The 26305-nt window shown below is 30.7% G+C and carries 31 protein-coding genes; all 31 read right to left on the reverse strand.

Annotated elements, in window-relative coordinates; all coding sequences use genetic code 11:
* Nucleotides 1–484: 484 nt before the first annotated feature.
* The 31 genes from VIM70_RS03980 to fliM all read right to left on the reverse strand — a co-directional run bounded on the left by VIM70_RS03980 (nucleotide 485) and on the right by fliM (nucleotide 26256).
* The gene (locus VIM70_RS03980; RefSeq protein ID WP_331944329.1) at nucleotides 485–1348 is read right to left on the reverse strand and encodes a flagellin; all 864 of its coding nucleotides are present in this window, start codon (nucleotides 1346–1348) and stop codon (nucleotides 485–487) included.
* Nucleotides 1349–1491: 143 nt separating this feature from the next.
* Nucleotides 1492–1833 carry a hypothetical protein gene (locus VIM70_RS03985; protein WP_331944331.1) on the reverse strand — a complete coding sequence of 114 codons (342 nt, stop codon included), beginning with the start codon at nucleotides 1831–1833 and terminating at the stop codon, nucleotides 1492–1494.
* A gap of 389 nt (nucleotides 1834–2222) precedes the next feature.
* Complete coding sequence (locus tag VIM70_RS03990) at nucleotides 2223–2345, reverse strand: hypothetical protein (protein ID WP_331944333.1); 123 nt, start codon at nucleotides 2343–2345, stop codon at nucleotides 2223–2225.
* 31 nt (nucleotides 2346–2376) lie between these two features.
* Nucleotides 2377–2547: a hypothetical protein gene (locus VIM70_RS03995; protein WP_331944335.1), complete on the reverse strand. Its 171-nt coding sequence runs from the start codon at nucleotides 2545–2547 to the stop codon at nucleotides 2377–2379.
* Between the two features lie 127 nt (nucleotides 2548–2674).
* On the reverse strand, nucleotides 2675–3187 hold the full coding sequence (locus tag VIM70_RS04000) for a hypothetical protein (RefSeq protein ID WP_331944337.1): 513 nt from the start codon (nucleotides 3185–3187) through the stop codon (nucleotides 2675–2677).
* Between the two features lie 370 nt (nucleotides 3188–3557).
* Nucleotides 3558–3737 (reverse strand): YjfB family protein, encoded by a 180-nt coding sequence (locus VIM70_RS04005; RefSeq protein ID WP_331944339.1) that lies wholly within the window; start codon nucleotides 3735–3737, stop codon nucleotides 3558–3560.
* Nucleotides 3738–3870: 133 nt separating this feature from the next.
* Nucleotides 3871–4875: a dTDP-glucose 4,6-dehydratase gene (locus VIM70_RS04010; protein WP_331944341.1), complete on the reverse strand. Its 1005-nt coding sequence runs from the start codon at nucleotides 4873–4875 to the stop codon at nucleotides 3871–3873.
* Nucleotides 4876–4899: 24 nt separating this feature from the next.
* Nucleotides 4900–5892: a UDP-2,4-diacetamido-2,4,6-trideoxy-beta-L-altropyranose hydrolase gene (pseG, locus tag VIM70_RS04015; protein WP_331944343.1), complete on the reverse strand. Its 993-nt coding sequence runs from the start codon at nucleotides 5890–5892 to the stop codon at nucleotides 4900–4902.
* Between the two features lie 3 nt (nucleotides 5893–5895).
* Nucleotides 5896–6912, reverse strand: coding sequence for an SDR family NAD(P)-dependent oxidoreductase (locus tag VIM70_RS04020; protein WP_331944345.1), 1017 nt, complete (start codon nucleotides 6910–6912; stop codon nucleotides 5896–5898).
* 134 nt (nucleotides 6913–7046) lie between these two features.
* The gene (pseI, locus tag VIM70_RS04025; RefSeq protein WP_331944347.1) at nucleotides 7047–8102 is read right to left on the reverse strand and encodes a pseudaminic acid synthase; all 1056 of its coding nucleotides are present in this window, start codon (nucleotides 8100–8102) and stop codon (nucleotides 7047–7049) included.
* A 19-nt stretch (nucleotides 8103–8121) separates the two neighbouring features.
* Nucleotides 8122–8571, reverse strand: coding sequence for a GNAT family N-acetyltransferase (locus VIM70_RS04030; protein ID WP_331944349.1), 450 nt, complete (start codon nucleotides 8569–8571; stop codon nucleotides 8122–8124).
* Between the two features lie 19 nt (nucleotides 8572–8590).
* Nucleotides 8591–9325 carry a glycosyltransferase family protein gene (locus VIM70_RS04035; RefSeq protein ID WP_331944351.1) on the reverse strand — a complete coding sequence of 245 codons (735 nt, stop codon included), beginning with the start codon at nucleotides 9323–9325 and terminating at the stop codon, nucleotides 8591–8593.
* Between the two features lie 86 nt (nucleotides 9326–9411).
* A complete protein-coding gene (locus VIM70_RS04040; protein WP_331944353.1) occupies nucleotides 9412–10629 on the reverse strand; it encodes a motility associated factor glycosyltransferase family protein in 1218 nt (405 codons plus the stop codon).
* Between the two features lie 81 nt (nucleotides 10630–10710).
* Nucleotides 10711–11058 (reverse strand): hypothetical protein, encoded by a 348-nt coding sequence (locus tag VIM70_RS04045; RefSeq protein ID WP_331944355.1) that lies wholly within the window; start codon nucleotides 11056–11058, stop codon nucleotides 10711–10713.
* Nucleotides 11059–11089: 31 nt separating this feature from the next.
* Nucleotides 11090–12889, reverse strand: a complete 1800-nt coding sequence (locus tag VIM70_RS04050; RefSeq protein WP_331944357.1) for a motility associated factor glycosyltransferase family protein — start codon at nucleotides 12887–12889, stop codon at nucleotides 11090–11092.
* A 105-nt stretch (nucleotides 12890–12994) separates the two neighbouring features.
* Nucleotides 12995–13822 carry a flagellin gene (locus tag VIM70_RS04055; RefSeq protein ID WP_331944359.1) on the reverse strand — a complete coding sequence of 276 codons (828 nt, stop codon included), beginning with the start codon at nucleotides 13820–13822 and terminating at the stop codon, nucleotides 12995–12997.
* 149 nt (nucleotides 13823–13971) lie between these two features.
* Complete coding sequence (locus tag VIM70_RS04060; protein ID WP_331944361.1) at nucleotides 13972–14790, reverse strand: flagellin; 819 nt, start codon at nucleotides 14788–14790, stop codon at nucleotides 13972–13974.
* A 125-nt stretch (nucleotides 14791–14915) separates the two neighbouring features.
* On the reverse strand, nucleotides 14916–15734 hold the full coding sequence (locus VIM70_RS04065) for a flagellin (protein WP_331944363.1): 819 nt from the start codon (nucleotides 15732–15734) through the stop codon (nucleotides 14916–14918).
* A gap of 369 nt (nucleotides 15735–16103) precedes the next feature.
* A complete protein-coding gene (locus VIM70_RS04070; RefSeq protein WP_331944365.1) occupies nucleotides 16104–16439 on the reverse strand; it encodes a hypothetical protein in 336 nt (111 codons plus the stop codon).
* A 61-nt stretch (nucleotides 16440–16500) separates the two neighbouring features.
* Nucleotides 16501–18501 (reverse strand): flagellar filament capping protein FliD, encoded by a 2001-nt coding sequence (gene fliD, locus VIM70_RS04075; RefSeq protein WP_331944367.1) that lies wholly within the window; start codon nucleotides 18499–18501, stop codon nucleotides 16501–16503.
* 18 nt (nucleotides 18502–18519) lie between these two features.
* Nucleotides 18520–18915, reverse strand: a complete 396-nt coding sequence (fliS, locus tag VIM70_RS04080) for a flagellar export chaperone FliS (protein WP_414648657.1) — start codon at nucleotides 18913–18915, stop codon at nucleotides 18520–18522.
* Between the two features lie 12 nt (nucleotides 18916–18927).
* Entirely contained in the window at nucleotides 18928–19218 is a 291-nt protein-coding gene (locus VIM70_RS04085; protein ID WP_331944369.1) for a hypothetical protein, read from the reverse strand.
* Nucleotides 19219–19288: 70 nt separating this feature from the next.
* On the reverse strand, nucleotides 19289–19633 hold the full coding sequence (locus tag VIM70_RS04090) for a flagellar protein FlaG (RefSeq protein ID WP_331944371.1): 345 nt from the start codon (nucleotides 19631–19633) through the stop codon (nucleotides 19289–19291).
* Nucleotides 19634–19646: 13 nt separating this feature from the next.
* On the reverse strand, nucleotides 19647–19862 hold the full coding sequence (csrA, locus tag VIM70_RS04095; protein ID WP_331944373.1) for a carbon storage regulator CsrA: 216 nt from the start codon (nucleotides 19860–19862) through the stop codon (nucleotides 19647–19649).
* Nucleotides 19863–19905: 43 nt separating this feature from the next.
* On the reverse strand, nucleotides 19906–20340 hold the full coding sequence (fliW, locus tag VIM70_RS04100) for a flagellar assembly protein FliW (protein ID WP_331944375.1): 435 nt from the start codon (nucleotides 20338–20340) through the stop codon (nucleotides 19906–19908).
* A gap of 106 nt (nucleotides 20341–20446) precedes the next feature.
* Entirely contained in the window at nucleotides 20447–21391 is a 945-nt protein-coding gene (flgL, locus tag VIM70_RS04105; protein WP_331944377.1) for a flagellar hook-associated protein FlgL, read from the reverse strand.
* A 39-nt stretch (nucleotides 21392–21430) separates the two neighbouring features.
* Nucleotides 21431–22984 (reverse strand): flagellar hook-associated protein FlgK, encoded by a 1554-nt coding sequence (gene flgK, locus VIM70_RS04110; RefSeq protein ID WP_331944379.1) that lies wholly within the window; start codon nucleotides 22982–22984, stop codon nucleotides 21431–21433.
* 14 nt (nucleotides 22985–22998) lie between these two features.
* Nucleotides 22999–23409: a flagellar protein FlgN gene (locus VIM70_RS04115; protein ID WP_331944381.1), complete on the reverse strand. Its 411-nt coding sequence runs from the start codon at nucleotides 23407–23409 to the stop codon at nucleotides 22999–23001.
* Between the two features lie 2 nt (nucleotides 23410–23411).
* Nucleotides 23412–23690 carry a flagellar biosynthesis anti-sigma factor FlgM gene (flgM, locus tag VIM70_RS04120; RefSeq protein ID WP_331944383.1) on the reverse strand — a complete coding sequence of 93 codons (279 nt, stop codon included), beginning with the start codon at nucleotides 23688–23690 and terminating at the stop codon, nucleotides 23412–23414.
* A gap of 360 nt (nucleotides 23691–24050) precedes the next feature.
* Nucleotides 24051–25268, reverse strand: coding sequence for a flagellar motor switch phosphatase FliY (gene fliY / locus VIM70_RS04125; protein WP_331944385.1), 1218 nt, complete (start codon nucleotides 25266–25268; stop codon nucleotides 24051–24053).
* Nucleotides 25261–26256, reverse strand: coding sequence for a flagellar motor switch protein FliM (gene fliM, locus VIM70_RS04130; protein ID WP_331944387.1), 996 nt, complete (start codon nucleotides 26254–26256; stop codon nucleotides 25261–25263). Before fliM ends, fliY begins: the two co-directional genes overlap by 8 nt.
* Nucleotides 26257–26305 lie beyond the last annotated feature (49 nt).

Genomic DNA, 26305 nt, shown 5'->3' on the forward strand with positions numbered 1-26305 from the left:
ATTATATACTATTTATTTATTTTAGTGAATATATTTTTTATTTATTTTTATTAATTTAGTTAACATTTAAATTTAAGTTACTAAATATTAATACTAGAATGCATATTTGAGGCATTATGGTTTATTTTTTGGTTATTTATAACATTCAATATTTATTTAAGCAAATAAGTTATATTATACATTATTGTTGTAATTTGTATATGAATTATATATATTTGGCGCATAAAATTAAGTAACAATCTAATTCTAGTATTTTTAATATAAAAATGGGTGTGAACTACTAATATAAATTCATATTCTAATATGTAATACGCACTTTACAAGTTTAAGTTGCAAAAATAGACAATTAATTATTTTAAATACTATTAATATTGCATTAAAATCGTTTACTTGTATATTTAATTTTTTTATTAATTAGGTCATGGTCAATCTTAAAATTAAAATATTCATTCAAAAAATAAATAAAGAACCCAAATTGAGTTCTTTATCTACTTCTAACATTTTCTAGTATCTTTAATGCATTTTGTGGTAATTGATTTGATTGAACCATCATTGCATTTCCAGCTTCTACAAGTAAGTTATATTTAGAGTATTCCATCATTTCAGTAGCTAAATCAGTATCTCTAATACTACTTTCAGTTGATTGAATTTTATCTGACATTGCTATTATAGAATCAGAAGAGCTTTGGAATCTGTTTTCTAAAGCTCCAAATTTGCTTCTTGCACCCATTATAGCATCAAGAGCATCATCTACAAGTCCTAATGAAAGCGCAGTATCTGTATTGGTTACATCGACTAGGTCTGTTGTCCCATCCCTAAGTTTTAAACCAATTGCAGTTAAATTGTATGTTGGTATGTCAATTTTTTCACCTGAAATGACACCTGTAACCATTGGTATAGCACCTGTAGCCACCCCTATAGGACCTGCAGCAGCACCAACATTTAAAAGCTTAACTCCATTAAACTCATTATTATTAGCCATATCATCTACTCCAGATAACATTTGCGTTATTTCCTTTTGAATATCTGCTTTGTCCGAATCAGTTGTCGTACCTCCAGCTTGTACTACTAACTCTCTAACCCTTTGTAACATACTAGTTATTCCATCAAGACTGCCTTCTGCGGTTTGAAGCATGCTAACTCCATCCTGAGCATTATTCCCTGCCATTTGAAGTCCTCTTATCTGCATTCTAAACCTTTCACTTTGAGCCATTGCATTAGGATCTTCTTTTGAGTTATTTATTTTTATTCCAGAAGATATGCGCTCTAAGGATGAACCCTGTTTAATAAGATTCTTGCTATATTCTCTATATATATTTATAGATGCTATATTCTTATTTATTCTCATAAATTTAATCAACTCCATTAAACTTTTTTTATTTAATACCTATTCTAATATATCGAAGATACTACATTTAACTTTAGTACCTTTTTCCCCTACTCTCTTCACTCTTAAAATATAAATGATTTATTCCCACAATTTCTACAATATCAATATACCATAACATCCTGTGGATATGAACTTAAGCAACTTTCAAAAGAATTACTTGCATCTTCTTTTGATATCCTACCACAGACAAGATCTCTATATAACATATATAACTTGAAATGGAGGTCTGGTCTAGTATTCTTAACTTCTAGCATTTTTTCATATATTACATCTTCCATAGAGGATATATTGCCGACCACAAGAAGACTAGAAATAAAACTTTGTAGTTCATCGACTCTAATTTTTAAATATGGCTCAAAACAAGCATTACCTATTTCATCTAGTTCTGCAATTATTTTTTTAATTGCTCCTAATTGAATTATAACTTGATTATTAGTACTCACAAAACATCACCCCTCATGATTTAAAATAATAATTTTTTATAATATTTGTTTCTAGGCAATTAATAAAATAGGTGATTAACAAAACTATCGTCTTAATTTTCTGAAAAATTAGATAGTTTTATTAATCATCCATGCTCAATATGCATATGTTACATAATTAGGTTATTAAATATTATTTGAATTTGTTTATCATCTCACTTAATACATCGTTTAAAACATTAATAACTTTATATAGATTTCTTTAAATATTCTCCACACAGCATAGTAAATGACCTTACAACAAAATGAGTACCAATAGCTATCATTGCAACCACTAATACTCATTATAATATTTCACTTTATTCCATTTTTATGCTTTCTCCATCTAATGCTTTAACTTATACTACATATTATTTTATGGCATTTAGTTTAGCAATATCAGACCAGTTATTTGCTGTTATAATTTCAACACTACTCATGTCTTTTCTTATACTCTTAACTTCACCTTTAATTTCTGCAACTTCATGCTTCAAATTTTCCTGCTGTGCTGATATAACATCAGTTTTATGTTCTAAAAGCCCTCAATATTTGAGTATGCTCTTCCTGTGTTGTTTTAATTGATTTCATATCACTTTGCATCGACTTCATGTCACTTTGTGTTGACTTCATATCGCCTCGCATTGATTTCATATCACTCTGCATTTCTTTTAAAATATCTAGTATTACATTATCCATAAATTCACCGCCTAAATCCTTTGTTTTTATTATATCATATACAAACTAAGATTAAAATAATAATCCATCCGCCAATACTAATTAAGATTGCAATATAAAATGTCCGAATACTATCTAAATTCATTTTCTATATTTTTTTCCAATCCATGTAATCATCTGAAATTATTGAATTTATAATACTTTCTTCAGTTTTAAAATTATTCTCAATAAGTGCCTGCATTAATTCTTTAAGTCGAGCCTCTAACTTATTTGTTTCTGCCCTTACATTTTTATTGGCTAACTCTTCATTCATCGTTTCTAATGCGCTACTTATACTATTTACTCCATCTATAGAATCATTTAATACTATTTTCACCTGCGATTTTGTACCATTTTTATAATTTAGTTGAATATAACTTAAAGCTTCTCCTAATGTATCTGAAATCTTTAAAATATAACTTATTTTCTCTGCATGTTTTTCACTCTCTTTTTTTAATACCTTCTGATTAGAATTATTTAAAATCACTTTCATTGTATTTTCTTTTAAAATCATGCTTGTGCTATATATTTTAGTGAAAATGGATATTATAAAAAAAATTATGCTCATTACAAATATTATTCTTGCCTTATCAATTTTAGTTTTTCTATTAATATTATTCACCCACCTGGTTAAAGGCTTAATTTTATAAAATACCTATCCCATATACTATTACCTTTTGTTAACTACAAATTAGTAATAAAGAATTTAAAGATATACTAACTATACCAACTTAAGTTTTAAACTATAATAGTAATAAATTAATTTTAAAAATACAATAAAATAAGCACTGTAACTACTACTTTAGTCACTAATGCTCATTCTAATTGTCACCCTGATTTCACTATCAAGTGTTATAAAGAATATTTACCTTTGTTTCTAGCTTATTTCATTTATAACAACTTAGCTCATGATCTCTATTAAATTCTACCCCAACATGACATTGAAGTTCCTGCTACAATTCTATATCTTCATACATATACTACTTCAACTACTATGCCCATACATCCAAGTTCTGCCCTACATTAGGGTCTACTGCAAGATTCTTTGTCATTTCTGTCATTTGAGTAGCAGTTTCCTTACCAGTATCTATTGCCATCTTCATTACTGCTATACCTGCTGATTCTTTTACCTTTGATTGACTCATTACCATTGATAATGCTCCTATGTCCATTAGACTAACCCCTATATACTCTTTCTCCAACTCACAATTACTTCTTCCACACTATTTATTTGCCATTGGCCATTTCCCCAAGAATGTCTGCATCTCATAATACCTAACTTTAATTAGAGTGAGTATTTTTATTTCAAATGATTTTAGTATTCCTTATCCACTCTTCTGTTTCTCTTATTCCTTCTTCTAAATCGTACTGAGGTCCCCACCCTACAATATTTTTGGCCTTAGTATAATTACACTTTAACTTCATTATTTCACTTTGAGGATGAATATGTTTAATATGTTTAATCAATACTCTATCTTTTGCTATGATTATTGCCAACTCATTAATAGTTACATCTCTTCCTGTACCAGCATTCACGACTTCACCATTAACCTTATTATTATAACCAACCATAACTACAAATGTTGCACAATCTTTTACATATAACAAGTCTCTTGTCTGCTCACCAGAACCATATATTTTTATACCACTATCATTCAGAGAATTTTTAATAAATATTGCAACAACTCCACCTTCTCCACCAGACTTTTGAAAAGGTCCATAGGTATTGAAAGGTCTTATAACTACAGTTGGAAGCTTATAAGCATTATAATATGATAATACCATGTTTTCGGCTGCAATTTTACTTCCGCCATATGGTGATATAGGTTTTGTAGGATGGTTTTCATCTATTCCTTCATCATTTGCTGCATCATACACCATACAAGTACTCATAAAAACTACCTTACATGGATGGGTATTCTCCTTAGAATCTAAAATCCATCCCTCTCCATCCATATATCCATTTCTGCCAAACATCTGAACTTTAGCTTTTTCAAGTATATTAAAAGTACCGACTGTATCATTGAAAAACGTAGTTCTTGGGTTGTCTATACTATCTTGAACATTTATTGAAGCTGCAAGATGAAATATTATATCAAATTTTTCTTTGAAAATTTTGTCCAAAGTCTTTTCGCTTTGTATATCTCCTTTTACAAATCTAAAACTATTGTTACCCTCGAACTCTTCTATATTTTCTAATCTGCTATTAGATAGATTGTCCAATACTGTTATTATATGACCATCTTCTAATAATCTTTTAACTACCCAGCGACCAATAAAACCAGCACCACCTGTTACTAATATATTCATATGTATTCACTCCCCTTAAACTAATCATATTTTCCTAATCAAATTTTTCACTATTCTTTTCACACCATTTCCATCAATAGCTTCTTTAGCCCTAGTATAGATTTCTTTTCTTTTTCCATAATCATTACAAAAGTCATTTAACTCGCTTGCAAACATATCTTTATCTAATTTATCGTACCATCCCATATTTTTTATTATTCCCATTTTACTTAACTTAGTAGCTATTCCTTGTTGATTCTCCGCAACAATAATCCCTAGAGTCGCTATCCCGCAAATTGCTAATTCATATAATGTACTTCCACAAGCTGAAATAGCTATATCACATTTTTGCATAATTTCATACATATTAGCATTGTAATAAAAACTAATTTTAGGGCTTTCAAAGTTCTTTAAAAAACCCTTTTTATCAAAAGAAGGGCCTACAATTACATGAAAATTATACTCTAACTTTTCTACATATTCTAAAAGTTGTTCTGTAACATGCTGTGGATCTCCACCACCTACTGTTATCATTATATCATTCACATTAATTTTTAAATGTTTTTTACAAGTCCCTCTAAATTCTTCTCGTAACATTATATAAGTCGGCCCTATAAGTAGCTTTGTATCAGGATTAACTTTATATTCAAAATCATCACCATCTATATTCTGATTAATTAAAAAATCCACATTAAAATAGTATAAATTCATATCGTCTATATATGCTGTTTTATTAAACATTCTTTTAGTCTCATCAAAATACTTTTCATCAACATCGTAACTATCAGTAATTAGCAAATCTGCTTGTATATCATTTAAATCAAGTAATATAAAATCTTCTCTTATAGTCCTAACTACAAATCCCTGTGATTTTGCCTTTTCAATACCTATTCTATATTTTTCACTTAATGGATTATCTACTTTACACACATAAAAAACATCATGAATTTTACAGAGCTCTTTTGCTAACACCAAAGTTCTCATTATATGTCCAATGCCAATGTTTGCGCCACCATCTGCTCGAATAGCTATTTTCATTATTTACACCAAACCTTCTTCCTTTAGTAATGTTCTAATTTCCTCTTTAAGTAAAATATTTTTATCAGATGAATTATAGCTTTGAATTTTAGCTTTTCTATGTTTTTCATAAAATTCATACAAATTTTCTAAATATGCTGATGGCAATACCGAGTACATATCACCTAAATCAAAGGCAAATTCAGACTCTTCCTTAGTCATAAGTTCTTCAAATTTTCTTTCTCCAGCCCTAAGTCCAATAGTATGCAACTCCACATCTTCTATTTTTATATCTAGTTTTTTACAGGTCTCTTCAATAACTACTTCCGCAAGGTCATAAAGTCTAATTACTGGCATTTTCAGAACAAAAACTTCTCCACCTACTGAATATTTAGCAGCATCCATAATAAGATTTACTGCCTCAGTTAAAGTCATCATAAATCTAGTCATTTCTGGATCTGTAACTGTAATCTTTCTATTTTGTTCAATTTGTTTTTTAAATAGTGGTATTACTGAACCCCTAGATCCCATGACATTTCCAAATCTAACAGCAACAAACCTAGTTCTACAATTACCTTTGTTAAAATTAGCTGCTTGTACTAATTTTTCTGCTAAAAGCTTTGTAGCTCCGTAAGAATTAGCTGGATTAATGGCTTTATCTGAACTTGTAAACACTACACATTCCACATTATTATGCATAGCTGCTTTTATTACATTTTCCATACCCACAATATTAGTTTTAATAGCTTCACTAGGATTATACTCACATGCTGGTACATGTTTCATTGCTGCTAAATTAAATACTACATCTATGTTATTCATTGCTCTTTCTACTCTCTCATAATCTCGAACGTCACCGATCAAAAATCTAAACTGTTTATCATCATCAATTTCATTTTCCATTATAAATTGTTTATATTCATCTCTGCTAAGTATTCTTATTACCTTTGGCTCTTGCTTAACAAGTTCCTTTATAAGTCCATGTCCTATAGTACCTGTTCCACCAATTATAAGAATTTTTTTTCCTGTGTAATATCCCATTCTAATCCTCCTACTACAATTATTACTTAATCTTTGAATAGTATATACTACAATACTCGTGTAATTTCATCAATAGTTTATATTTATTTAATAGATAACAAAATGATTAGTAGAATTAACTACTAATCACTAAATTAATTGTCTATTAACTTCCATTCCATAGGCGTTCCTTTATTAATATCTTCTTTTGCTCTTTTTCCTATTATATCATTATAATACCTAGTATGCATTCCGTAACCTGGTCTAATAGATCTTACATTTTCCACTGTAAAAACTTCGTCTTTTTTAATATCCTTAACAACAAATAATGACCTGGAAAATGACCTACTATTTTTCATTTTATCAGTTAAATCATAAGTAACAGATCCTAAAGCCTTCTCAGTTTCTCTTATTGATTTCACCATAGCTTTTAATTCATCAGGCTCTAAAGAAAATGCTGCATCTGGTCCGCCATCTGCTCTACATAAGGTAAAATGTTTTTCTATAATTTTAGCTCCAAGTGCTACAGCCGCGATAGGTACAGAAATACCTATCGTATGGTCAGATAAGCCTGACACCACATTAAAGGTTTCTGCTAAATTAGGTATAGCTTTTAAATTCATATCTTCTAACGGTGCTGGATAAGCGCTAGTACATTTTAAAATCGCAATTTGATCGTTACCTACTCTTTTACACGCATCAATGGCTTCTTGTATTTCACCTAATGTAGCAATTCCCGTTGCCAAAATCATAGGCTTTCCTTTTGATGCCATATATTCTATTAATGGAATATCTGTAATTTCAAATGAAGCTACCTTATATGCAGGCACACCCATTTCTTCTAAAAAGTCTACTGCTGTTTTATCAAACGGTGAGGAAAAACATATTAAACCTTCTTCTTCAGCTATTTTTTTTAGTTTTGGTTGCCATTCCCAAGGAGTATAAGCTTCTTTATATAAATCATAAAGATTTCTACCGTCCCATAAAATTCCTTGTTTTATTTGAAAATACTCATTATCACAATTAATAGTTATAGTATCCGCGGTATATGTTTGAAGTTTTATTGCATCTACACCTGCTTTCGCTGCTTCTTTTATAAGTTTTACTGCATTATCAAAACTTCCATTATGATTAGCTGAAATTTCCGCCACTATAAATACGGATGAATTTAGAGAAATAACTTTATCACTAATTTTTATTAAGTTACTCATATAGCTCCCCCCCCCCCATTTAAAGATATTTTAAAAATCGAAAATTGTTGTTTTCAGTTTTGTTGTCATATTGAAGCCTCTGAAAAACCTTCTGTGAGGCTAAATTTCCACTCTTTACGTAACCTTTTAAAATCTTAACTTTCATATTACTTTCATAAATCTGATTTTCCAATAATTCAAGCATTTCTATTGCTAATCCTTGTCCTCTATAATCTTTATCTAGGCTATAACTAATTGTTCCAATTTCATTTTCCACATCTAGTCTCACCTGTCCAACTGGATTTTCATCTATACAAAATATGTATAGATAACAACTGTTAGAACCCAATCTTTTTTTAAACCACTCCATATGTTCTTCGAAGGTTATTGCCTTTGAACTAAATGAATTTCCCCTCACTAGTTTCTCATTAGACCATTGAAATAGTATCTTACAATCACTTTCAACTACTTTTTTTAAATATTTTTTCATTTACTTCTCCAAATATTTTTTAAATTATTTTTTGTTCTATAGATTTATTTATCTCCTTTAGTTCTGGATGAATTCTATATAAATCTAAGATATCAAACATATTAAAATTATTTTCCTTCTTACAATATAAATATTTAAATATAGTATTAATAAGTTTAAAATCCTCTTCAGTATCAAGCGTCCATCTTAAATTTGAATAGTCAATATCATTTTTACATTGTGCTAACTTAAATTTTTTAGTATTATCCCATATATATGGTGTTACATGTTCCCTATCTTTTTGACTTGTGGCTTCATTAAATGCTCTATCTAATGCTTCATAGCTAAATACTTCTATATCTAAACCTCTTGGATAGGTTCTTTCTATTGTATTGCTTACATAATCATATTTTTCTCCATTATTAATATAATATCCGATTATTTTTTCAGTAACCTCACTATCTATAAGTGGACAATCGCTAGTAACTCTTACAACTGCATCTGCATTATTTTCTTTAGCTGCATAATAGTATCTAGATAAAACGTCTTCTTCCGAACCTCTAAAAAATGTAACTCCTAATCTTTTAGCTTCTTCAGCTACCGCATCATCTTTTTCTAATGTTGTAGTTGCAATAACTATTTTATCTATATTATTTACCCTTTTTAATCTATCTATATCATGTTCTAAAACGGATTTCCCACAAATGTTCATGAGGACCTTTCCTTGTAATCTTGTAGAGCCCATTCTAGCTTGTACTATACATACCACTTTCATTTTAATATCACCTACCTAAGTATTTATATTTAGTTCTACCTTGATACTAATTTTTTAAGCTGTTCTTTTGTTATATGTTACCCTTCTTAAAAAATATATTTTTTTACTTCTTCTAATTCCATTTCCACTGTACCCTTTATCCTAGCCCCTTTGCTACAATTTATAAATCTCACATTGTGGTTCTCTTCTATTTCTTTTTCTATCTGTCTTTTAAAATACATATAACCATCATTTGTGTTTATCATGCTACCACTAACACTTAGCACCTTTTTATAACCACCATCTTCTAGAACATCGTTTATTGTTCCTGCATGACTTTTATTATCTAAAAACCCTAAGTCTTGTCCCACAAATATTATTTCCTTAGCCCCACCCTTTATTGCTATATCTAATGTTGCTACTGCAACAGTTTTCCCTGTATTTATTATTATATTGTCCTTATTTTGTTCATTGTAAAACATATATTTAGGTCCATTATAATTTGAAACAGCCCACCTAGATGCAGTGCTTAGAAAACATAATGGAATATTTAAATTTTCATATCCCTTTAATTGATTACATACTACTTCCTGTGGATCTATTATAGTAATCATCTCTGGATAAACTCCATTTTTCATAAGCGTTTCTAAAGCCCTTCCAACTGTAAATATCTTAACTTTTCCATTTAGCTTTTTTAAAGTATTTATATCATAATCCAAAGACGGTCCAGCTGCTACTATTATAACTGTTTTTCCCTTAACATTTATCTTATTAAAGAATTCTTTAATTGTAGGAGTTATTAGCCTTAAGTTATGTTCATAATTTTCACTCATAACTTTGCTAAATCTTTCTACAGCTATTTTAGCCACATTATAATCTTCAAGTATATTTTTCAAAGTTATGTATTCATCTGAAAGCAACTTAACACAAGGTTTATATATCAATATATCATCTACTAGCTCTGCTACTTTCATAAAATTTTGTAAAAATTTTTGTGAATAGTTATCAAATATTTTCACTCTTTTATCTTTTCTTAAATCTTCCAAGTTACCTAAGTTATCAGCTATATCTAATATTTCTTTATCCGCATCAAAAATATATATTTTGCAATTTTCATTACATCTCCTTAACAATTCTTTAATATGATATCCAAGTCCTAAACCATAAACCATTACCACGTCTTTACTTTTATAAAACTTTTCATTTAATTCTATAAATTTTTTTCCCTCTTTTAAGGGGTAGTACTTACTATGAAGGAAAACATTTTCTACTACTAAAGTTACATTAGATTCTCTCGTATTGATTATTTTAATATTTCTATTCATAATATTGCATCCTTTTAAATTTATTAAATAAAGTAGACTTTCATCATACTAAATAAATATGAAAATTGTTCCACCATCTATTTAGCTTGCTAGGACCTTATTAATATTCATTTGAATATCCTCAAGTATTGGTTTTAATTCATATTGAAACAAATCACCAATTAAAATAAAATCTTCATTTTCAAGAGCCTCCACTATTTCCTTTAATTTTCCGTTCATAACCTCTAATTGAATTTTTTGGTGATGAACGTCTTTTGTAAGCATCAAAGCTTCACTCATCCATTGTATACCTTCTGTAATAGGTGGAATTAAATCGCATCCTTTTTTGTCTTCTCCAGCTTGAAAATATTCCACTGCTTTTTCTATTCCATTTATCAAATTAACCACATATTCTTTTACACTTTGCAAAGTTTCAAATTGCTCGTTCATTATTAAATCCTCCCCCTACTCTTGTGCATTATTATATTAAATTCTCTTCTACTTTTTTAAGTTCTATCTTAGCTTCTTTGACTATTTCTAGAAGCCCTTTATACATTGATTCACTTTTCAGTGCAACTCTTTTTCCTTTTTGTTTTCCATTTTCGTCAATTCTTTCCTTAAATTCCTCCGATACCATAACCCTTGCCACTAAAGGGATATATAACTTTTTAATACTTTTTACTTTTATTAATTCTTTTTCTAGTTTGTAATCTAATTTATCTAAGCAGGTAATGACATTATTTATATCTACTATTGAATTTTTATCGTAATGCTTATACATCCTAGAAGTATATACAATAGCTTTTTTACATATATCTTCTATACTACTAATTGATTTCAATATTTTAATTATATTTTTAATTACAGTTTGTTTATTAACTTGTGAATCACTGTTTAATATATATTCTATGTCTTTATCTATACCTTCCTTGTAGGAATATTTCTGAATAGATTCCCCTAAGGGCATTACTAAGGTTCCTTCAATGTTAGCTCCACCCTCTGTACTATTAATAAAAGTAATATGTTCATTGGCTACTACCATTCGCTCTATGTTTTTTCTGTAAAAGTCCAAAATCATAGTTGTAGGAACTTTTTCGCCATATATATCATCTACATATAAATATTTTTCATCTACAGAAATACTATTTTGTTCATTGTTTTTTGCACTTTCTGCATGGTATTTGTTATTTGTATATGCTAAATCTTGACCTATTAAGATAATTTTATCACAACCCAAATACCCTGCTAAGCTAATACAAACATGAGCTACAGAACCACCTTGTTTCAAAATATCTACCTCTATACCTAGCAAATCATCTGTGATATCTGCAAAATCCATATCTTTAAAAAAGATTTTTTCTCCACTATATTCATTTACAATTTTATAATTGCTTACTTCACTAAATACTAAAGGTACCTTACTATGCAATACTTCTTTAATTACAGTATAAGAAGCTTCTCCAGGATCTACAGTACATACAAAATCAGGTGTTATCCCTTCATCTAAAAGGGCCTTTAGGGTTCTACCACCAGTTATAATTATAAACTGCTCTTGTACTTCCCTTAGGAAACAAATATTTTTTTCTAAAGAAGGACCTGCTGAAACTATTATGGCGGGTCTTCCATCAAATTGATTTTTAAGTTTATTTATAGTTATGCTATTTACTATGGTTTTAATATTATTCATAAAGCAGGTGAAAAATTGTTTTGAAAAATGTAAAGATGTAATTAACTCTATACTTGTATTATTTACAAACTCAAAAAAGCTCTCACAAAACTCTTTATATTCTTTACCATATATCTTATCATAATTTGCATAAGTTACAAGTTCTACATTATTAATTTCCAATTGATTTACATTTTCGCTTAAAAATTGTTTCAGATTTTCTTTTTTATAAGAAAACAAAAAAACCCTATCATCATTTAATATTATATCCAGATTATTACACAACAAATTTTCTATTAATATTTTTTCATCTGGTTCAATAACAAGAATTTTATTACTACTAGATGATTTTTTTAATAAGTCTATAATATGTTCTCCAGTTCCATATCCCCAAACCATAATAATACTATTAGTATTTATTTTGTTAATATTAGTGTTAAACTTCTCAATATCTCTTTCTACTGTATATTTACTTCCTAAATATACAAATTTTCCATCTTTATTTATTTTTAATATTTTCTTGTTGTCCTTACTATTTTCTATTATATATCTTTCTTCAGCACTCAAGTTAATTTTCTTAATATCTTCTAATAATATTTCATTAATTTCATTCATAACAATTCCCCCACATTTTCATCTACTTTTATATTCGTAGAAAATATAAAATACTTTAACAGAAAAAAGGAACAGAAATTAATTCCGTTCCTTTTTTAACTATTCTTATCTTAATAATTGAAGAATCTGTTGTGGCTGTTGGTTTGCTTGTGCAAGCATTGCTTGTGCAGCTTGACTTAGGATATTATTCTTTGAGAACTCTGACATTTCTTTTGCCATATCAACATCTCTAATTCTTGATTCTGATGTTTGTAGGTTTTCAGAAGATGTATTTAAATTGTTAATTGTATGCTCTAGTCTGTTTTGTACTGATCCAAGATTGGCTCTTTCAGTTGAAACAGATGCTAAAGCCTTATCTAATGCTGTGGTTGCTATCTGTGCATTTGTAGCTGTATTTACTAATACTAGAGCAGTAATTACCAACCCAGTTGCAGTCATAGTCTTAATATTCAAATCAATTGTCTGACTAGCATTTGGTCCAATTTGGAATTTCAAGGCAGCAGCAGCACCACTAAAAGCACCACCTATCAGAGCCTTAGTATTAAACTCAGTTTGAGTTCCTATTCTCGTAATTTCAGATTTCATTTGCGTAAATTCAGTAGAAATTGCAGCTCTATCTGCAGTAGTGTTTGTTGCAGTTGCTGATTGAACTGAAAGTTCTCTCATTCTTTGAAGAATACTAGTAGTTTCATTTAAAGCACCTTCAGCTGTTTGGATTAAAGATATACCATCTTGAGCATTTCTTGAACCTTGATCTAATCCTCTAATTTGACCTCTCATTTTTTCTGATATTGCAAGACCGGCTGCATCATCTGCTGCATTATTAATTCTAAGCCCTGAAGATAATTTCTGCATTGATTTAGAAGCACTTGTAGAATTAATATTTACATTTCTGTTAGCATTCATTGCACTCATGTTGTGATTAATTATCATAATAAATTCCTCCTTGATTTTTAAAGTGGACATCCCTGTTCCACTGTATTAATAGTTAAACGTTTGGTGTTGCTTACATACTAATAGTTTATTGAAATGTTATTCATTTTAAGGAACACAAATCAATTTTGTTCATTTTCCAACTATTCTTATCTTAATAACTGAAGAATCTGTTGTGGTTGTTGGTTTGCTTGTGCAAGCATAGCCTGTGCAGCCTGACTTAGAATATTATTTTTTGAGAACTCTGACATTTCTTTTGCCATATCAACGTCTCTAATTCTTGATTCTGATGTTTGTAAGTTTTCAGATGATGTATTTAAATTGTTAATTGTGTGTTCTAGTCTATTTTGCACTGATCCAAGATTAGCTCTTTCAGTTGAAACTTTAGCTAAAGCAGTATCTAATAATGCAGTTGCAGATTGAGCACCACCAGCTGATAATACTGATGCTCCAGTAAGTAGCAATCCAGTTGCAGTCATATTCTTAATACTTAAAGAAATTTTTTGATTTGCATTTGCTCCAATTTGGAAGTCTAATGCAGTTGCAGAAAAAGCACCAGATAATAGTTTTTTAGTGTTAAATTCTGTTTGAGTTCCTATTCTTGTAATTTCAGATTTCATTTGCGTAAATTCAGTAGAAATTGCAGCTCTATCTGCAGTAGTATTTGTTGCAGTTGCAGATTGAACTGAAAGTTCTCTCATTCTTTGAAGTATACTAGTAGTTTCATTTAAAGCACCTTCAGCTGTTTGGATCAATGATATACCATCTTGAGCATTTCTAGAACCTTGATCTAATCCTCTAATTTGGCCTCTCATTTTTTCTGATATTGCAAGACCCGCTGCATCATCTGCTGCATTGTTGATTCTAAGACCTGAAGATAATTTCTGCATTGATTTAGAAGCACTTGTAGAATTAATATTCACATTCCTGTTAGCATTCATTGCACTCATGTTGTGGTTAATTATCATAATAAATTCCTCCTTGATTTTTAAAGTGGACATCCCTGTTCCACTGCATTTTTAGCAAGTTCTTTAAGCCGACTATCTAATTCATTTCAGCAAACATAAATCTTTTTGTTCTTTTTTAACTATTACTATCTTAATAACTGAAGAATCTGTTGTGGCTGTTGGTTTGCTTGAGCAAGCATAGCTTGTGCAGCCTGACTTAAGATATTGTTCTTTGAGAACTCTGACATTTCTTTTGCCATATCAACATCTCTAATTCTTGATTCTGATGTTTGTAAGTTTTCAGATGATGTATTTAAATTATTGATTGTGTGCTCTAGTCTATTTTGCACTGATCCAAGATTAGCTCTTTCAGTTGAAACAGATGCTATAGCGGTATCTAATAATGAAGTTGCAAGTTGTGCATTTGTAGCTGTCGTTACTGACGCACCAACAAGTACTAATCCACTTGCAGTCATGCTATTAATCTTCAAGTTAATTACTTGACTAGCATTTGCTCCAATTTGGAAATCTAATCCAGTAACTTTGAAAGAACCAGATAATAGTTTTTTAGTATTAAATTCTGTTTGAGTTCCTATTCTCGTAATTTCAGATTTCATCTGCGTAAATTCAGTAGAAATTGCAGCTCTATCTGCAGTAGTATTTGTCGCAGTTGCTGATTGAACTGAAAGTTCTCTCATTCTTTGAAGAATACTAGTAGTTTCATTTAGAGCACCTTCAGCAGTTTGGATTAAAGAAATACCATCTTGAGCATTTCTTGAACCTTGATCTAATCCTCTAATTTGGCCTCTCATTTTTTCTGATATTGCAAGACCTGCTGCATCATCTGCTGCATTGTTGATTCTAAGACCTGAAGATAATTTCTGCATTGATTTAGAAGCACTTGTAGAATTAATATTCACGTTCCTGTTAGCATTCATTGCACTCATGTTGTGATTAATTATCATAATAAATTCCTCCTTGATTTTTAAAGTGGACATCCTTGTTCCACTATATATAGTTAAGCTATTTGAGCTTAACTACTTGTTGCTGTACCTACTAAATTTTTCTATTTTTATTCCTAAGTACTATTATTTATATCGTACACTATAATATATACTTTATAGTTTTTCAAAATAATTTTAGTGTTTTATTAATTTGACCAAAATATTTTTTATCTCATAACATTGCTAATTTTTTTATCACAATTACTCATAAATAATCTTCACTTGTGAGACATAACAAAAGAAAAACACTTAAAGATTTGTATCTCTTCAAATGTTTTTCCTTTAGTTTAAAACTTACATGTACGATATCTTGTGGTAACTAATTCATCACTAAATTTTTTTGCTCAAAAATACCGCTTTAGCCGATATATTATTATAACCTGCCATTCCTACTTGTCTTTTTTTGTTTTGTTTCATTTTTTTCAACAAATATTCTCTTTTTATTTTCATTTCGGAACCTAATAATTTATTTGATTTTTCTATCTCATATTTTAAATAATATTCGTTCATTTCTACTTTCGAATAATTAGCAGTATACATTTCATCTAAAATTAACTGCCTTTGATAAAAAATTTCATCTAATTCATCATATTTTTCTGCTTTAACTTTTTGAATAATAATTAAAGTAATATTTTTATATTTAATAAAATGTTCTTCTATATTCAATTTATCACCCACTTTATGTTAGTTAAAATTGACAATAATTATTACAAACTATTACTTACATCTATGCGCCTGTTCCAAGCATAGATGCAAGTGAAGCCTGTTGCGAATTTAAAGCACTCATGGCTGTTTCTAATGCAGTAAACTTAGCATAATACCTTGTTGAAGCCGCCTCAAGTTCAGCTTGGAATTTAGCAACACTTAACGTTTTGCTATACACTTGATCTGGTAGTGTGTTTTTACCCGAAGTTCCTGAAGCACTGTGATCATATTGCTTATTTACAAATATGTTCATATACCCACTCAATGAGTAAGTACCATCATCCCCAAGTCCTGGTGATGATACATAATCTCTAATTATTGTGTCCATTTTCTTAAATATACCATCTTCATTGTATTTTTCTGAACCTATGTAAGCTTCAGTTGAGCCTAACGTAGCACTAGAAGACCCAATAAATAATTTTTTAAACTCATCAATATTATTTGTAATAGCGTCCTTAAGTTTAGCCTCATCCGTAATTACAAGTTTACCACCATCAGTATAATCTTTAGATATATCTATACCTATAGATCCAGTACCATAACTACCAAAATTCAAAGCTACTTTACCAGTGCTCGGAACTGTTTTATCATAACTATTGTAAACTGGCGAATAAATTGTACCTCTTAATTGAGTCATTAAGGTACTTAAGTAGTCATCTTTTCTAAGTACACCAACCTTTGCTTTGGCTTCCCATGCTGTAATTTGGCTTTCACTCATACTTGTCTTTTGTGCATCAGTTAATGGAGCATAAGCAGTATTTTTTGTTTCTGTTAATTTAGTGTTAATAGTTGATATTAACGTATTATAATCCTCAATAAAGCTTTTGATATTAGTTACTGCTGTGTCTGAATTTGCTATTACACTTACATTTGTAGTAACACCTAATGCACTAACCCCCGCAAGATTATAAGTAATACCATTTACGGCGAATTGATTAGAGCTTTGAGTAGTGGTCGTAGCTGTCTGACCCGGTGCAGTAATGGATACTATAGCATCTTTACCTGTTACTGCTCCTGCAGCGATACCTAATTTACTTGAGTCTCCAGTAATTCCTGAAATTTTCAAACTTGATACCGAGCCATAATTTTTTGACTGAAATGAAATTCTTCCAGTTGTATCATCTATACTCATTGTAACTGCTCCACTAGTTGCACTCTTTACTTTATCAATTAAACTTTGTATGGTATCCGTAGCTGTGGCATTAATTGCTATTGGGGATGCTGTAGTTGCTGAATCATAAGATAAACTGAAACCCATATTAGCAACACTTAAATCTGATAATTTTGAACTTGATGAAATTTGACTATTAATTGAGCTAATTGAACCTAATACTGCAGGAGTAGATGCAGCCATACTTAAACTAGTAGAACTAGTAGTAGTAAATTTTATATGGTTACCGTTTGCATCACTTACATATGAAGCTGAAACTGTACCATTTAAAGCTGTTGCTGATATTTTACTGTTAATATTTGCAACAATCTCATCTAAAGATGTTCCATTTGCATTTGTATCTGATATAGAATCTAGGGGTGCTAGAGTAGTACCCCCTATAATCAATGTAACACCACTCCATGCTGATTCTGCTGCTGCATTGGGCACATCAATAATAGAATTTAATGAAGCCCCAGATATTTTGGCTTGCTCTGCTAATTGTTGCACTTCCACCTTATAAACTCCAGCTTTAGCACTTGAACTAGCTATTCCTGAAACAATAGTGCTATCAGCATTAGTCACTGTGTTTGTATTCAAGGAATTCCCAGATAACATGTACTTACTTGAAAGTGGGTCATAATACTCCTGCAATCCCTTTATTCCTTTAATAATATCCCTATACCCTTCCTGCTTCCACTCTAATGTCTGTTTGTCTTGATTTGCCTTATCTATCTTAAGTTGATAATTTGAAACCATAGACTTTACTACAGCATCTGTATCAATACCAGATGCCATACCCGGTATTCTCAATAAACTAGCACTTGAAGTGCTGCTAGCTGTGCTAGTAGTACTCGCATAAATACTTGTCATTTATAACAACCCCCTATTTTACTTTCCACCTTTAGATTTTTTATAAGCTTCATTCCAAGTATCGCGAACATCCTCAATTAATGGGATTACTTCATTCATAATTTCTTGACTTTTTTTTATATTTGCATCCATAAGTCGTCGAATTATAAAATCATAAACTTTCATTAAGCTTTTTGCCCATTCGCCGCCCATTTCCACATCTAGCGTAGCCATCAACTCATAAAATATATTTTGAGTTTTTACAATATTCTCATGAGCCTTTTTAGCATCCTTATCTAAAATGGCCTGTTTACCTATTTTGGCAAATTTTGCAGCTCCATCTACTAACATTAAAAGCAACTGGTCCTTTGATGCGAAATTTACACTATTGCTTTTATAAGTATTAAATGCATTACCATAAGCGTTCATTGCCATACTCCTTCACCCCTACTTTTTAGTATCTATAAAATTTCCAATACTTCTTTGCTCTTTTTCTAAAGTTTCTTTAAAAACCTCTACATCATATTGAGTGTTTTTAAAAGCCCCAACAGTTATTTTATGATTTTTCTTATATTTTAAGAGCTTACCCCTAAATTCTTCGTAAGTTTTTGAGTTATCCCTTGGATTTCTATCTTTATTTACAGTTATTGAATCTTTTCTATGAACTACCCCCGATTTGGTTGTATTTTTAACTCTCTGTCTTATTTCAACATCAATTTTATTCAATTTAAATTCCATAATAATCCTCCCAGCTTTGTCCTAGTGGGTTACGTTTTTGTTCTAATTGGTTACAACTTTTAGTCCAATGCTACGCCTTTTTATCTACTAAAACACCAGCCATTTCACACATTTTAGCTACCACATCAAGTATTTTTCTTGATGGAATCTCTTTTATAACTTGATTAGTATCGTTATCTACTACTTTTATAATCATCTGATTAAAAAAATCGTGTTTTTCATATTGAAGGTGAGTACCATCTTCTAAAAATTTATTCAACTTTTTGACTGCATCTTTAATTTCATTTTCACTGTTTTCTTTTTCGCCATGTAGATTGCTCACTTCAACAGGTTTTGTACCCTTAACATTTTCTTGACTTTTATAAAGTTCACTTAAATCTACGGATGTATTTTTAGAACTACCGCCTATTTCCATATACTTCCTCCAATTATTTCCTTAATTTTTCTAGAACCGAAGCATCAACAACCATAGCTCTTTGATTTTCATCTATAACTTCTTTGTAAAGTTCTTTTCTTAAAATACTAATTTCCCTTGGTGCATTTATAGCAATTTTCACTGAACCATTTTCAATCTTTACTATTGTTATTTCAACGTTTTCACCTATCATCAGGGATTCACCTTTTTTTCTACCTATTACTAACATTTAGACCTCCCACCTCGCTGCTTTTTGGTGAAAATAACCATTATTATTTGTTATTTTCTTTAAATAGAGGTTCCTTTATTCTATATTTATCATTATCTAATATTAATTGTTCTCCTAATTTTTCTTTTGTATTAATAATGATTGGAGCTTTTAAATTAGTAGTCATCTTCTTCATATCCGAGTTTAAAGTTACTGTAGTTAAAACTAATACGTCTTCCGGCTCTACTATTTTAAGCTCTAATACATAGTTGTCTGGTATCTTGAATTCATACCCTTGCGATAAAGTAAATGGAGATACCAAAACAAGACCTACTTCGGTATTTTCAATTGAGTGTAACACACTAAAAATACCATTGTTTTCTACTGGAAAAATTATGAATTTTTTTAACTCTTTAAACCCTGGCAAACCTTTTTTAAACTTTATAACATCTTCATCACTATATTCTTTAACTCCATGATACTTAGTGACTAGCTCCATTTTTCACTTCACTCCTTTAGTAAAAAGCATTTTAACCTTAGTATTTATTTTATATTCTTCATTACAAATTATAATTTAAAATTTTAAGTATTTATTTATCTCTTTATTATAGATAATCCAATAATGAAGGCTGAAGTACCTTTGCACTAGTTTGTAGAGATGCCGTATATACTGTTTGCATTGTAGCATATTCCATTGATTTTTCTGTAATATCTATATCCTCAGTTGTGGACAAAACTTCTGTCATATTAGTATTTTGATCTATATTCCTAGCTAAAGCACTATCCATTCTATTTTGTTTAGCACCAACCTGTGAACGTAAGCTTAACACCTTAGTCATAAAATCTTGAATACCAGTTAAATCAGTAGTTGTTAACTTCGTAACAGCTGCAGCAGTAGCAGTATCACTTACCTGTGGGTCGAGATTTGTTGTAATATCGGTTAAAAGAGTTATTAGACTGCCAGCTCCAGTACCTACAACCTCTGAAGCTGTTACATTATAATCCATAGTCACACCTTGAGAAATTTCAACTGAAAGTTTAGCTTGTGAATTAGTTACATTTGATGCGCCAGTGGCTGTTAAACTCAACGCTGTATCAGTTGTAGTTGTCGCAACTGTAGGCTTATCCGTTCCTCTTGTCCCACCAAATATATATTTGCCATCAAAACTTGTGTTTAATATTTCAGAAAGTTGTGACACATTTTGATTAATTTCATCCTTAACGGCTGTTCTTTGATCATCACCATAACCTGCATTTCCAACCGAAACTAAAAGTTCTTGTATTCTAGTAGCTACTTTACCTACATCAGCCAGTGCTGTATCTGTTACATCCAGCCAATTTGATGTATTTGAAATATTATCATTATATTGTTTATTCGCATCTATATCTGAATATATTTGCATTATCTTAGAAGCTTTAGAAGGATCATCTGAAGCCTTGTTTATTTGCTTACCAGTAGCCATTTGAGTTTGAATCGTACTCAAATTATTTAAATTTGTTTTCATGTCCCTTAAAAAATTATTGGATAACATTTTGTTGGTTATTCTCATATCTTCACTCCTTATTTAATACACTAAAAATTATATTATTTATTTTTTTAAACCATTGACAATTAGATCTAGGAGCTCATCAACAGTTGAAATAATCTTTGCATTAGCTGCATAAGCATGTTGATATTGAATTAGATTTGCCATTTCCTCATCCAAAGATACCCCTGATATAGAAGTTCTAGATTCCTCTAAACTCGAAAGTTGTAACTCATGGTTTGTTACAGTTCTTGTAGCCTCTTGGGTCTGTATCGCTAAATCATTAACTATTTTTGTAAAATATCCTCCGATAGTCGTTCCATCCGTAGTTGAACTAATAGCCAACAGTGAAGTTGGGTCCCCACTAGTGGTGTTTGCACTAAGAAAAGCATCTCGTGCAATACCATCGGTATTATCTGGAATTTTGAATTTAACATCTCTAAGCTGTGCAATAGCTAATGCTCTAGTCCCATCAGTTGCTCCTGGGTTGCTACCTGCACCAACCATTATTCTCATAGGGTCATCAATAATCGCTGAATTAACTGTAATATTTCCTGCCGTAATTCCTGATTCTAGTCCACTAGCGTCACTATTGACGAAAAAATTATCTATACTAGTATTATCAGTAGTTGACCCATCATGCACTGCATTCACAGAAAACGCAATACTCTTAGCTAAACTATTTAGTTTATCCTTATATGCCGTTATATCAGTTTGTACAGACATGTAACCCTTTAATTCCCCAGTTGTGGGAACATAATTAACTGGATTTGATCCATCTTTATCTGTCAAAGATATTTTTCCTGTAGCTTCATCATAAGAGAATATTTTAACATCAGTATTTGACGTTGATTTTACAAGGTCAACACTTACACCCGTAATACCATCAGCAGCGGTACCAGTAACTTTTATATCTTGTCCTCCAAATGCTTGTTTATCAATTGTTATGCCAAATTTTGTACTTAACTGATCTTCAAGCAAATCCCTTTTATCCATTAAATCATTGGGCTCATTTCCACCAATCTTTACTTTTATAATTTGTTGATTTAATTCATCTACTTGATTAAGCATACTGTTTATATCTACTACATCCTGCTTAATAACTGCATTACAGTCATCTTTTAAAGTTGATAACTGATTATACGTGCTATTTAATTCATCAGTTAGAGCTTTAGATTGCTGTGCAACTACGGTTCTTGTACTTGAAAGTTCAGGACTTGTTGAGAGTGCCTGCCAAGAATCAAAGACCTTTCCTACTAATGTTGCCACACCAGTATCGCTAACTCCATTAAAGACAGTTTCAACCTTTGAAAGAAACTCCTCTTTACCCTGGTTTAGTCCCAGAGCACCATTTTCATCTCTTACTTGATAATCTAAATAGCTATCTCTAATTCTTGATATAGAAGAAATTTGTACACCAGTACCTAATTGACCTGGTCCTATAGCATTATTCATAGTAGGCATACCAAATGGAGTTGTAGTTTCCATAAGTGCCCTTTGCCTTGAATATCCATCTGTGTTCGCATTTGCTATATTATGACTTGTTACATCTATTGCTCCTTGTTGAGCAGTCATGCCTCTTACTGCAACATTTAATGTTGAATATAATCCTGACATCGTCTCACCTCCTACTATTTTCTTACTTTACCATATCCATTATATGTTTTTGCTTCACGTACCGGATTTAATACATTTAACATTCTATTTGTAAAACTAAGCCCTTGTTTTATAAGTAACTCGTTAGTGTCCTTTTGCAGTACTACTGCTTGTAATAACTTCTTAATTGCATGAAAATTCTTTTCAAGCTCAGGGTCTCTAGCTTCTTCAATTATTGGCCCCATAGCTTTATTGGCCGTAATTTCTCTTCGCTGTACTTCCATGTGAGCAATGTTTTTATTGGCTTCTTTTATTTTGCTAACGCAAGCTTCCATTCCGAATATATCATTAGTAACTATGCATTTGTGTTGATTTTCAAGTTCTAATAAAAGAGCCCTAAGGGCTCCCATTTCCTGTAGCATTACTTCATTTAGTTTTTGCATCATAACTAAATATCGCGTCCCTTCATATTATCAATAATTCTTTTAGCTATTAATTTCGAATCAATATTGTAGGTACCATTATTTACTTTACTTCTAATAGCGTCTATCTTCTCATTAGAATTAACTAACTTGCCATCTAGTGATAAAGCACTTAGACTTTTTCCCTCTTGTGATAACTCAATTGTATCAGTATCTTTTTTAGTAGCAGCCATTTTTGGTTCTGTTTTAGCTGTATTCTTTTTATAAAAATTTATCACATCATTTTTTACTCCATCTATTTTCATTTTAATACACCCCTAGCTTTTTATATCTTTAAGCCTAGTTTTTAATTCATCTATTTATATTATCGTATATAAACTTTGAAAGTTTATAGAATAAAAAAAAAGGAATAAAATTTCTTTATTCCTTCCTTAATTTTATTACCTTTCTATACACAAAGAAAAGTATATATTACGTATAATGCATTGAAACAAGCTTTAGAACTTCTTATTTTGTTTTTAATTGATATGCGTTAAGAAAAATATATGTTTGAGCGAAAGCGAGTTTATATTTTTTAGCGTATTAATTAAAAATAAAATTAGTAGTTCTTAGCGAAGTGAATGCATTAATCGTATTGCAATACGCGTAATATATACTTTTTTCCTTTATTCAGATATTGCCCTGACTCTTTCTTCTCCACTAATTATACTAGTAATTCTAACTCCGAAGTTCTCATCTACAACTACAACTTCGCCGTATGCTACCTTCTTGCCGTTAACTAATATATCTACTGGTTCTTCTGCTAACTTATCAAGTTCAATTAAAGACCCAGTTCCCAAGTTTAAAATATCCCTAATGTTCTTTTTAGTTTTTCCTAGGACTACAGAAATTTCTAAAGGAACATCTAATATTAAGTCAATATTCCTAGGTGAATTATAAACTGATTTTTTTGTAAGTGGCTGAAAAGTTGCATTACGAACCTCTACTTGTGGTTCCGGGCGTTCTATTGGCTTTGCATAATACTCCGGTTCTAATGGTACATTCGAATATTCCGGTGCATTTTGTGGCGCCTGATCTTCGCGTACAGGCTCTACCTTAGGTGTTTCCACCTTTTTTTGCGCTACTTTAGGAGCCTCAACGGTTTCTTCTGTTCCCATCATAATAGATACTATCTTTTTAGCGGTTTGTTTAGGCAACACCTGCATTATAATACTATCAATTAAATCACCAATAGTTATTTTAAAAGCTACCTGAACAACTTCCTCATCGTCAGCTATACTATCACTTAAAGGTTCAGTAGAATCATCCCATATTTTAGATTGGGGTGGTGAAATATTTACTTCTCTTGAAAACATCATTGCCATAGATGTTGCAGCGGAACCAATCATCTGATTCATAGCTTCCGACACAGCACTGATTTCAATTTCTGAAAGTTCAGATTTGCCTTCTATATTGCCATCTCCACCCATCATTAAACTAGCAATAACTGCCGCATCAGTATTCTTCATTACTAAGAGGTTTCCACCTGATATACCACTTGTAAATTTAACGTCTAAAGCAATATTTGGGACTTCAAATGTAGCTCTTAATTTTCTAAGTGTACTTACCGTAACTACTGGAGTTGCAATATTTACAGGTTGCCCTACAATAGTTGAAAGAGCTGTTGATGCTGATCCCATAGAAATATTTCCAACTTCACCCAGTAAATCTTTCTCACTATCAGTTAGCTCAAAAACCTGCATAGGTTCTTCACTTATGTTACTTCCAGAGTCTACAACGCCTGCGCTTATTTCATTGTCAGGGATTAAGTCCTCGGAAGGGCTCATATCGCCACCATTTAAAAGAGCGTCGATTTCTTCTTGTGAAAGAAAGCCGTTACTCATAATTTCCCACATCCTTATCTATTATATCTATTACCTCAATTCCTCTATTTTTACCTATGGTGCCAGGTTTACCACTATAACATAAACTGTCTTCCACAAACACACTAACCTTGCTATCACTTAAATTATCTAATGTGATTACATCGCCTTCACTTAATTGCAGAAATTCATTTACTGTAATATTTGTACTGCCCAGTACTCCTGTTATTGGAACTTTTACTATATTTAATCTATCCTTTAATCTATTTCTAGATTCATTAACAATTTCTTCATCATTTTCTCTAAACCAATATTGTACAACAAGTTTATCAAGAACTTTTTCAATACTTAAATAAGGAATACACATATTTATAAAAGTACTATTGTTTCTCATTTCAACTGAAAAAGTAATTAACGCAACTGGTTCATTTGGTGCTAAAGTTTGATTTAGTGCAGGATTAGTTTCTAATGTTTCAATTTCTGGTTCTACATTCAAAACATCTTCCCAAGCAAGTTTCAAGTTAGATATAAGACCCGCATTAACTTTTCTTAATATATTTTTATCTATATCAGAAAATTCTTTGAGTTTAACCATGCGATTACCCCGTCCTCCAAGAAGTATATCAATTACTTGAAAAGCGAACTGAGGATTAGTCTCAAATAATATAGACCCACTTAAAGGTGGCATTTTAAATATAGTTAAAATGGTAGGGTTAGGAATTGAGTGTATAAATTCATCATAAGTTATTTGCTGAATTGACTCAATTTTAACCTTTACATTATTTCTTAGCTGCGCAGTTAAATAACTTGAAATTAATCTTCCATAATTATCATGAATGAGCTCAAGCGTTCTTAAGTGATCTTTCGAGAATTTTTGAGGACTTTTGAAATCATATAGTTTAACTTTATGTTTTTCTTCTTCGTTTTCAATCTGGTCTGCTTCTATTTCCCCAGAAGATAGGGCAGATAAAAGTGAATCTATTTCGCCTTGCGATAATACTTCTGCCATATTTCTACCTCATCTCTTTGCTACAGTATGATTACTTCGCTTAATTGTA

Origin of the sequence: Clostridium sp. (assembly GCF_036569345.1) — a bacterium.
Lineage (GTDB): Bacteria > Bacillota > Clostridia > Clostridiales > Clostridiaceae > Clostridium_AD.

Bases quoted from the DNA above. Each gene is read 5' to 3' on its own strand.
- VIM70_RS04085 (WP_331944369.1), bottom strand. From the start codon at position 19,218: ATGGAATTTAAATTGAATAAAATTGATGTTGAAATAAGACAGAGAGTT.
- VIM70_RS03995 (WP_331944335.1), bottom strand. From the start codon at position 2,547: ATGGATAATGTAATACTAGATATTTTAAAAGAAATGCAGAGTGATATG.
- flgM (WP_331944383.1), bottom strand. From the start codon at position 23,690: ATGAAAATAGATGGAGTAAAAAATGATGTGATAAATTTTTATAAAAAG.
- VIM70_RS04050 (WP_331944357.1), bottom strand. From the start codon at position 12,889: ATGAATGAAATTAATGAAATATTATTAGAAGATATTAAGAAAATTAAC.
- VIM70_RS04060 (WP_331944361.1), bottom strand. From the start codon at position 14,790: ATGATAATTAACCACAACATGAGTGCAATGAATGCTAACAGGAATGTG.
- VIM70_RS04090 (WP_331944371.1), bottom strand. From the start codon at position 19,633: ATGGAAATAGGCGGTAGTTCTAAAAATACATCCGTAGATTTAAGTGAA.
- flgL (WP_331944377.1), bottom strand. From the start codon at position 21,391: ATGAGAATAACCAACAAAATGTTATCCAATAATTTTTTAAGGGACATG.
- fliM (WP_331944387.1), bottom strand. From the start codon at position 26,256: ATGGCAGAAGTATTATCGCAAGGCGAAATAGATTCACTTTTATCTGCC.
- fliS (WP_414648657.1), bottom strand. From the start codon at position 18,915: ATGGCAATGAACGCTTATGGTAATGCATTTAATACTTATAAAAGCAAT.
- VIM70_RS04010 (WP_331944341.1), bottom strand. From the start codon at position 4,875: ATGAATATATTAGTAACAGGTGGTGCTGGTTTTATTGGTCGCTGGGTA.
- pseG (WP_331944343.1), bottom strand. From the start codon at position 5,892: ATGAAAATAGCTATTCGAGCAGATGGTGGCGCAAACATTGGCATTGGA.
- VIM70_RS04005 (WP_331944339.1), bottom strand. From the start codon at position 3,737: ATGGACATAGGAGCATTATCAATGGTAATGAGTCAATCAAAGGTAAAA.
- VIM70_RS04065 (WP_331944363.1), bottom strand. From the start codon at position 15,734: ATGATAATTAATCACAACATGAGTGCAATGAATGCTAACAGGAACGTG.
- fliW (WP_331944375.1), bottom strand. From the start codon at position 20,340: ATGGAGCTAGTCACTAAGTATCATGGAGTTAAAGAATATAGTGATGAA.
- flgK (WP_331944379.1), bottom strand. From the start codon at position 22,984: ATGTCAGGATTATATTCAACATTAAATGTTGCAGTAAGAGGCATGACT.
- VIM70_RS04045 (WP_331944355.1), bottom strand. From the start codon at position 11,058: ATGAACGAGCAATTTGAAACTTTGCAAAGTGTAAAAGAATATGTGGTT.
- VIM70_RS04020 (WP_331944345.1), bottom strand. From the start codon at position 6,912: ATGGGATATTACACAGGAAAAAAAATTCTTATAATTGGTGGAACAGGT.
- VIM70_RS04030 (WP_331944349.1), bottom strand. From the start codon at position 8,571: ATGAAAAAATATTTAAAAAAAGTAGTTGAAAGTGATTGTAAGATACTA.
- VIM70_RS04040 (WP_331944353.1), bottom strand. From the start codon at position 10,629: ATGAATAGAAATATTAAAATAATCAATACGAGAGAATCTAATGTAACT.
- VIM70_RS04115 (WP_331944381.1), bottom strand. From the start codon at position 23,409: ATGATGCAAAAACTAAATGAAGTAATGCTACAGGAAATGGGAGCCCTT.
- VIM70_RS04035 (WP_331944351.1), bottom strand. From the start codon at position 9,325: ATGAAAGTGGTATGTATAGTACAAGCTAGAATGGGCTCTACAAGATTA.
- VIM70_RS03980 (WP_331944329.1), bottom strand. From the start codon at position 1,348: ATGAGAATAAATAAGAATATAGCATCTATAAATATATATAGAGAATAT.
- fliD (WP_331944367.1), bottom strand. From the start codon at position 18,501: ATGACAAGTATTTATGCGAGTACTACTAGCACAGCTAGCAGCACTTCA.
- VIM70_RS04055 (WP_331944359.1), bottom strand. From the start codon at position 13,822: ATGATAATTAATCACAACATGAGTGCAATGAATGCTAACAGAAATGTA.
- csrA (WP_331944373.1), bottom strand. From the start codon at position 19,862: ATGTTAGTAATAGGTAGAAAAAAAGGTGAATCCCTGATGATAGGTGAA.
- fliY (WP_331944385.1), bottom strand. From the start codon at position 25,268: ATGAGTAACGGCTTTCTTTCACAAGAAGAAATCGACGCTCTTTTAAAT.
- pseI (WP_331944347.1), bottom strand. From the start codon at position 8,102: ATGAGTAACTTAATAAAAATTAGTGATAAAGTTATTTCTCTAAATTCA.